Source organism: Stenotrophomonas sp. HMWF003, assembly GCF_003061285.1.
In the GTDB taxonomy this organism is placed as follows: Bacteria; Pseudomonadota; Gammaproteobacteria; order Xanthomonadales; family Xanthomonadaceae; genus Stenotrophomonas; species Stenotrophomonas maltophilia_AP.
In genome coordinates this window covers 21,376-28,013 of record NZ_QAIW01000150.1, presented here as the reverse complement: position 1 = coordinate 28,013, position 6,638 = coordinate 21,376, and the positions used below count along the sequence as shown (strand labels likewise).

Annotated in this window: 5 protein-coding genes; 3 read left to right on the top strand and 2 right to left on the bottom strand. The window is 67.9% G+C overall.

Annotated features, from left to right (window positions below):
* Positions 1 to 173 (top strand): substrate-binding domain-containing protein (locus DBR34_RS05815; protein WP_181393907.1); only part of this gene is annotated, 173 nt, incomplete at its 5' end.
* On the opposite strand, the gene DBR34_RS05810 is transcribed toward DBR34_RS05815, so the two are convergent.
* A complete protein-coding gene (locus tag DBR34_RS05810) occupies positions 159 to 1,535 on the bottom strand; it encodes an alpha/beta hydrolase (protein ID WP_128096069.1) in 1,377 nt (458 codons plus the stop codon). The genes DBR34_RS05815 and DBR34_RS05810 overlap by 15 nt on opposite strands.
* A gap of 210 nt (positions 1,536 to 1,745) precedes the next feature.
* Between DBR34_RS05810 and DBR34_RS05805 the strand changes: the two genes are divergently transcribed.
* Positions 1,746 to 2,639, top strand: a complete 894-nt coding sequence (locus DBR34_RS05805) for an ABC transporter ATP-binding protein (protein WP_128096068.1) — start codon at positions 1,746 to 1,748, stop codon at positions 2,637 to 2,639.
* Positions 2,640 to 2,652: 13 nt separating this feature from the next.
* Positions 2,653 to 6,231, top strand: a complete 3,579-nt coding sequence (locus DBR34_RS05800; protein ID WP_128096067.1) for a M1 family aminopeptidase — start codon at positions 2,653 to 2,655, stop codon at positions 6,229 to 6,231.
* 7 nt (positions 6,232 to 6,238) lie between these two features.
* Here the strand turns inward: DBR34_RS05800 and DBR34_RS05795 are convergent, their stop codons facing one another.
* On the bottom strand, positions 6,239 to 6,568 hold the full coding sequence (locus tag DBR34_RS05795) for a hypothetical protein (RefSeq protein ID WP_128096066.1): 330 nt from the start codon (positions 6,566 to 6,568) through the stop codon (positions 6,239 to 6,241).
* Between the last annotated feature and the right edge of the window lie 70 nt (positions 6,569 to 6,638).

Below are 6,638 nucleotides of genomic sequence, written 5' to 3'. Positions count from 1 at the left end.
ATATTCCGCTGGCCGCATCGGTGTCGCCGCCGCTCACCACCGTGCAGCAGGACACCAAACAGGCCGGGCAGCTGCTGGTGGAAAAGCTGCTGGCACTGATCAGCGGCGCGCCGGTGGACGGGCAGACCATTCCGGTGAAGCAGGTGCTGCGCGAGTCGTCACGGCGGCGTTGAGCGCGGCCCCGCCTCCACCCGTGCCGCACCGTAGGACGCCGCCAACGGCCGCGCCAGGATGAAGTCCTGCATCAGGCGCAGGTAGCCGTCCGGCTGGCGGGTGGAGACGCGCTCGCCGGCCGCGTCGCGTTCGAACGCGTACATGCCGTGGTCGGCATCGGGAAACACCGCGGTGCGGATCGGGCGGCCCTCGCCTTGCAGATGGGCCAGCCGGCGCAGGGTCTGCCCCGGCGGCGCATCGCGATCCTGCCCGGCCAGCAGCCACAGCTGCGGTACGTCCAGGTGTTCCAGCACCGGCAACGGGTCGTAGTCGGCCGGCACGCCCTCAAGCAGGCGCGGGCCGTCAATGCGCACTTTCGCTTCCGGGGTTGCCAGCAGGTAGCCACTGATGTTGCCGCGCACCGCCTTGAACCACGGCAGGTGGCCGTAACGGGCTTTGACGGACGCCATCTGCGTGAACCCGTCGGTGAAGCCGCTGCCGACAATGGCCGCGGATGCATCGGCCACCTCCATCGCCTTGGCGGTGTCGTCGGCGCCCACGCCTGCGCGCGCCATGTCGTAGGCGATGGCGTCGCGATCTTCGTCCAGCGGCGATACCGCCAGCCCGAAACTGACGATGACGAAGTCCACCGGTTCGATGCGCGCGGCCAGCGGCGCCACCCACCCGCCCTGGCTGCCGCCTTGGTAACCGAGCCGGCCGGCCCGCGCACCCGCCAGGCGGCGGGCCTGGCGTGCGGCGTGGATGGCGTCGTTGGCCAGGGTCAGGTAGTTCTGGGTGTAGCGCCCGCCCGACTGGCCAGTACCGCGCTTGTCGTAGGCGAACACGCCGATGCCGGCGGCGGCGAATTCGCGTTGCAGCGAATAGGTCGGCAACGCGGCATCGTGCTCGGCTCCATGCACCAGCACCACGATCGGCACCGGGCCGGTGCCCGGCGGCAAGGTCAGCCGCCCGGCCAGCGTGACGCTGCCGGACACGAAGCGGGTGTCGGTCTGTGCCAGTGCGATGCGCTCGCCGCGCTGGCCGTCGAAGCGGATGGCCGTGCTGCCGCACGCAGGCAACTCGACCGTATGGCCATCGGCGCGGTCGGTCCAGCCCAGCGTACTGGCCCAGCGACGATTTCCGTGCGCCTGCAGCAGCCCGGTGCGCCCGTCCGGGAGTCGCCAGCGCAGTTGTCCGGCGACTGCCGCGGGCCCGATGTCCAGGCTGCCGCCATCGGCCATGCGGTAGCTGCCCACCGCACACTGCGCGGCGGTGGCGACCTCGGGCGCGGGCGCGGCGCTGGCCAGTGCGCTGCTGGCCAGCAGCGCGGACAACGCGCTTTGGCGAAGAGCCGTGCGGGTCAAGCGGAGGTGGATGCGCATGGCACGCTCCTGCAGTGGATGACCCAGCCTGCCTGCCCGCCTTGCCAGGCGCCAGCGCGGTGCGATGAAACCGGCCTGGCCGCGATGAAGCGCATCGGCCCGGGAGCGAATGCGCCCCGCTGGCGGACCGTACCCATGACTTACGGGTGATGTGGCCGGGCCGCTTTGCCGGGATAAGTCGTTCACCATTCAGGGGAAGGTGTCCGACGCATGCTGCAGATCCGCTCGCTGTCCAAGACCTACGCCAACGGCGTGCACGCACTCAACGGCGTCACCCTCGACATTCCCCGCGGCATGTTCGGGCTGCTCGGCCCCAACGGCGCAGGCAAGTCATCGTTGATGCGCACGCTGTCCACGCTGCAGGAAGCCGACAGTGGCAGCGTGACCCTGGAAATTCCCGGCGAGCCGGTCATCGACGTGCTGCGCGACAAGGACGCGGTGCGCCGCCGGCTGGGCTACCTGCCGCAGGATTTCGGGGTGTACCCCAAGGTCAGCGCGCTGGATCTGCTGGACCACTTCGCCGTGCTCAAGGGCATCACCCACAAGGCGCAGCGCCGCGAGGTGGTGGACGGACTGCTGCAGCAGGTGAACCTGTGGGATGCCCGCAAGCGCAAGCTGGGCACGTATTCGGGCGGCATGCGCCAGCGCTTCGGCATCGCCCAGGCCTTGCTCGGCGACCCGCGACTGGTCATCGTCGACGAGCCCACTGCCGGGCTGGACCCGGAAGAACGCAACCGCTTCCTCAACCTGCTGGCGGCCATCGGCGAGAACGTGGCGGTGATCCTGTCCACCCATATCGTCGAAGACGTCACCGACCTGTGCCCGAGCATGGCCATCATGAACAAGGGCCAGGTACTGCTGACCGGCAAGCCGAGCGATGCCATCGACGCGTTGCAGCAGCAGGTCTGGCGCAAGCAGGTGGACAGTGCCGAACTGGCCACCTACGAAGCCAACCACGTGGTGCTGTCCACGCGTCTGGTGGGCGGCCGCCCGGTGATCCACGTGCACAGCGCCAGCGACCCCGGTGACGGGTTCCAGCCGGTGGCCCCGGACCTCGAGGATGTGTATTTCCAGCGACTGCGCCTGCAGTCGCGGGCCGCCTGACCGGAGCGCGCCCATGATCACTGCCTTCTTCCGCTTCGAGTTGCGCGAGCAGCTCCGTTCCCCGCTGCTGTGGCTGCTGTCGGTGCTGTTTGCCGCGCTGGCCTTCGCCGCGGCCTCCAGCGATGCCGTGCAGATCGGCGGGGGTGCCGGCAACGTGCACAGCAACGCCCCGATCGTGATTGCCCGCTTCATGGGCATCTTCACCATGATGGGCATGCTGGTGTCCGCGCTGCTGGTGAGCAACGCCCTGCTGCGCGACTTCGAGCTGGGCACCGCCGAGCTGATCTTCGCCAGCCCGATCAAACGCCGCGACTACCTGGCCGGGCGCATTCTGGCCGCGTTGTGCGCCGGCCTGCTGTTCTACCTGATCATCGCGCTGGGCCTGCTGCTGGCCCCGTTGATGCCGTGGGTGGACCCGGCGCGGTTGGGCCCCACCTCGCTGCGCGCCTACGCGTGGACGTTCGCGGTGATCGTGCTGCCCAACCTGGTGTTCACCACCGCGTTGCTGGCGATGCTGGCCGCGCTGACCCGCTCGATCCTCTGGGTCCACATCGGGCTGGTGGGCTATTTCGTGCTGTACGGGGTGAGTGCCTCGCTGCTGCGCGACATCGACAACACGTGGATCGCCACGCTGGCCGAACCGCTGGGCATGCGTGCGCTGGGCCGCACCGTGCGCTACTGGGCGGCCGAGCAGAGCAACACCCAGCTGCCGCAAGTGGCCGGCTACGTGCTGGCCAACCGCGCCCTGTGGCTGGGCGTGGCAGCCGCGTTGTTCGCCGCCACCTTCGCGCTGTTCCGCACCGAGCGCAGCGGCAGTGGGCGTCGGCGCTGGGGCCGCAAGCCGGCGGCGCCTGCTGCGGCCGCCACGCGTCCCACGCAGCTCACCGTGCCGCGCATCCACCCGGCGTTCGGCGCCGCAACCGGCTGGCGGCAGTACCTGCGCCAGGTCCGCTTCGACACCGCCGGCGTGCTGCGCAGCGTGCCGTTCCTGGTGCTGCTGGTGCTGGGCCTGGCCAACTTCATCCCGGGCGCGTTGTGGCAGGAGACGCTGTACGGCACGCCGATCTACCCGGTAACCGCCGAAATGCTCGGCGCGCTGCAGGGCGCCTACAGCTGGCTGCTGGTGATCATCGTGCTGTTCTACGCCGGCGAGCTGGTGTGGAAGGAACGCACCGCACGGCTCAATGAAGTCAACGACGCCATGCCGGTACCCAACTGGGTGCCGCTGCTGGCCAAGTTCAGCGTGCTGGTGATGGTGATCGTGTGCTTCCAGGCGATCGGCGCGCTGGCCTCGATGGCCCTGCAGCTGGGCAAGGGCTACACCCATCTCGAACCGTTGGTGTACCTCCAAACGCTGGCGCTGGGCTCGGTCTTCTACGTGCTGATGGGCGGCATGGCGCTGGTGCTGCAGGTACTGACCAACAACAAGTTCCTCGGCTATGCGCTGCTGATCGTGGTGATGATCGGCCAGGTGGCGCTGGGGCTGCTGGACTACACCCAGAACCTCTACAACTTCGGCAACTGGCCCAACGCGCCCTATTCGGACATGAATGGCTTCGGCCACTTCCTGACCGGGCAGCTGGCCTTCCAGGGCTACTGGGGCCTGTTGCTGGTGGCGCTGCTGTGCCTGGCGTCGGCGTTCTGGGTGCGCGGGGTGGGCATGGGCCTGCGCCAACGTCTCGCCCTAGCCGGGCGGCGCCTGCGCGGCCCGGCCGGCGTGGGCGCGGTGGCGGCCCTGCTGGCCTTCGTCGCGGTGGGCGGGTGGCTGTACTGGAACACCAACATCCGCAACCCGTTCATCTCTCCGGACCAGCAACGCGACCTGCAGGTGCGCTACGAGCGCGAGCTGTCCAAGTACCGCCACCTGCCACAACCGCGCATCACCGCGGTGGACAACCGCGTGGACCTGCACCCGGAGACCCAGTCGGTCACCATCGACGCCGACTGGACGGTGCGCAACACCCACGCCACGCCGATCACCGACATCCATATCGCGATGGGCGATGACCGCCAGCTGGTGGCGGTGGACCTGGGCGGGCAGACCCTGGCCTTCCACGACGTGGACCTGGGCTACCGCATCTACCGCCTGGCAACGCCGCTGCAGCCGGGGGAAGAACGACGCGTGCACTTCCGCGTGGACCAGCACCCCAACGGCATCACCGCCGGCCAGGCGCCGAGCAACCTGGTGGCCAACGGCAGCTTCTTCAACAGCCGCATGCTGCCCTCGTTCGGCTACGACGAAGGCAACGAGCTGGAGGACCGCAACGAACGCCGCAAGCGCGGGCTGGGCGAACCAACCCGCATGCCCAAGCTGGAGGATGAGGCTGCGCGCGCCAACACCTATATCTCCGATGATGCCGACTGGCTCGATTTCCGCACCACCATCTGCACCGCGCCGGACCAGATCGCACTGGCGCCCGGCTACCTGCAGGAGGAGAAGACGGTGGATGGGCGGCGCTGCTTCCGCTATGCCATGGACCGGCCGATGCTCAACTTCTACGCATACCTGTCCGCGCGTTGGGAGGTCAAGCGCGGCATGTACAAGGACATCCCGATCGAGGTGTACTACGACCCCCGCCACGGCTACAACGTGGACCGGATGATCGAGGCGGTGCAGAAGTCGCTGGCGTATTACGAGGCCAACTTCACCCCGTACCAGCACCGCCAGGTGCGCATCATCGAGTTCCCCGGCTACCAGAGCTTCGCGCAGTCCTTCGCCAACACCATCCCCTATTCCGAGTCGATCGGCTTCATCGCCGACCTGCGTGACCCGGACAAGATCGACTACGTGTTCTACGTGACCGCGCACGAGATCGCGCACCAATGGTGGGCGCACCAGGTGATCGGCGCGAATGTGCAGGGTGCCACGGTGTTGTCCGAGTCGCTGTCGCAGTATTCGGCGCTGATGGTGATGGAGAAGGAATATGGGCGCGCGCACATGCGTCAGTTCCTCAAGACCGAACTGGACCGCTACCTGGCCGGGCGCGGCGGCGAGCGCATCGAGGAGCTGCCGCTGGAGCGGGTGGAGAACCAGCAGTACATCCACTACCAGAAGGGCTCGCTGGTGTTCTACCGCCTGCGCGAGGAGATCGGCGAGGCCGCGCTCAACCGCGCGCTCAAGCGCTTCCTGCAGGACAAGGGCTACCAGCAGCCGCCGTACACCACCTCACGCGAGCTGTTGGGCTACATCCGCGCCGAGACCCCGGCCGACCGCCAGCAGGTGGTCACCGACCTGTTCGAGAAGATCACCCTGTATGACAACCGGCTGCTGGACGCCAAGGCGCGCAAGCGTGCTGATGGCACCTACGAGGTCACCCTGACGCTGCACGCCGAGAAGCGCTACGCCGACGGCGGCGGCAAGGAAACCGCCGGCAACATGGACGACTGGATCGAGGTGGGCGTGTTCGCCAACGCCCCCTCGGGCAAGGAGCGCGACCAGAAGGTGCTGTACCTGCAACGCCACCACGTCACCGAGGCGGCGCCGACGATCACCGTGGTGGTGGACGGCAAGCCGGACGAGGCCGGGTTTGATCCGTACAACAAGTTGATCGACCGGGTCAGCGACGACAACCGGCGCAAGGTCAGCCTGTAAGCGCGCTTCACATCATATGATAGTCGTGCCTGGGACCCAGGCGCTGCCGCCAAGGCAGCGCCTGGCACTGCTGACGGTGCCGGACCCCATGCAGATCGCGGGGGACCATGTACCAGACGTCGACGCTGAAAGGGCCTGTCACGTGCGCTGACAGGTCGCTGCGCAGCATGACAATCTTGTTTCCCCACAAATCCCTGCCAAAAACGTTCCTGAGCTGTATGTCAGCGTAGGTGGCGTCCTGGCAACCCGACAACGACATCCACGCGCTGGCATAGCCGATACCCACTGCGGTGACGGCGACCGCGCTTGCGGCAATGGCCCACGTCTTCCATTTCATTCGAGCACGCTCCTTCGTTGATGGCTGCCCAGCTTAGACCAACACCCACGCCGACGGCGAAGCGTGGCGG

Bases quoted from the DNA above. Each gene is read 5' to 3' on its own strand.
- DBR34_RS05810 (WP_128096069.1), bottom strand. From the start codon at position 1,535: ATGCGCATCCACCTCCGCTTGACCCGCACGGCTCTTCGCCAAAGCGCG.
- DBR34_RS05805 (WP_128096068.1), top strand. From the start codon at position 1,746: ATGCTGCAGATCCGCTCGCTGTCCAAGACCTACGCCAACGGCGTGCAC.
- DBR34_RS05800 (WP_128096067.1), top strand. From the start codon at position 2,653: ATGATCACTGCCTTCTTCCGCTTCGAGTTGCGCGAGCAGCTCCGTTCC.
- DBR34_RS05795 (WP_128096066.1), bottom strand. From the start codon at position 6,568: ATGAAATGGAAGACGTGGGCCATTGCCGCAAGCGCGGTCGCCGTCACC.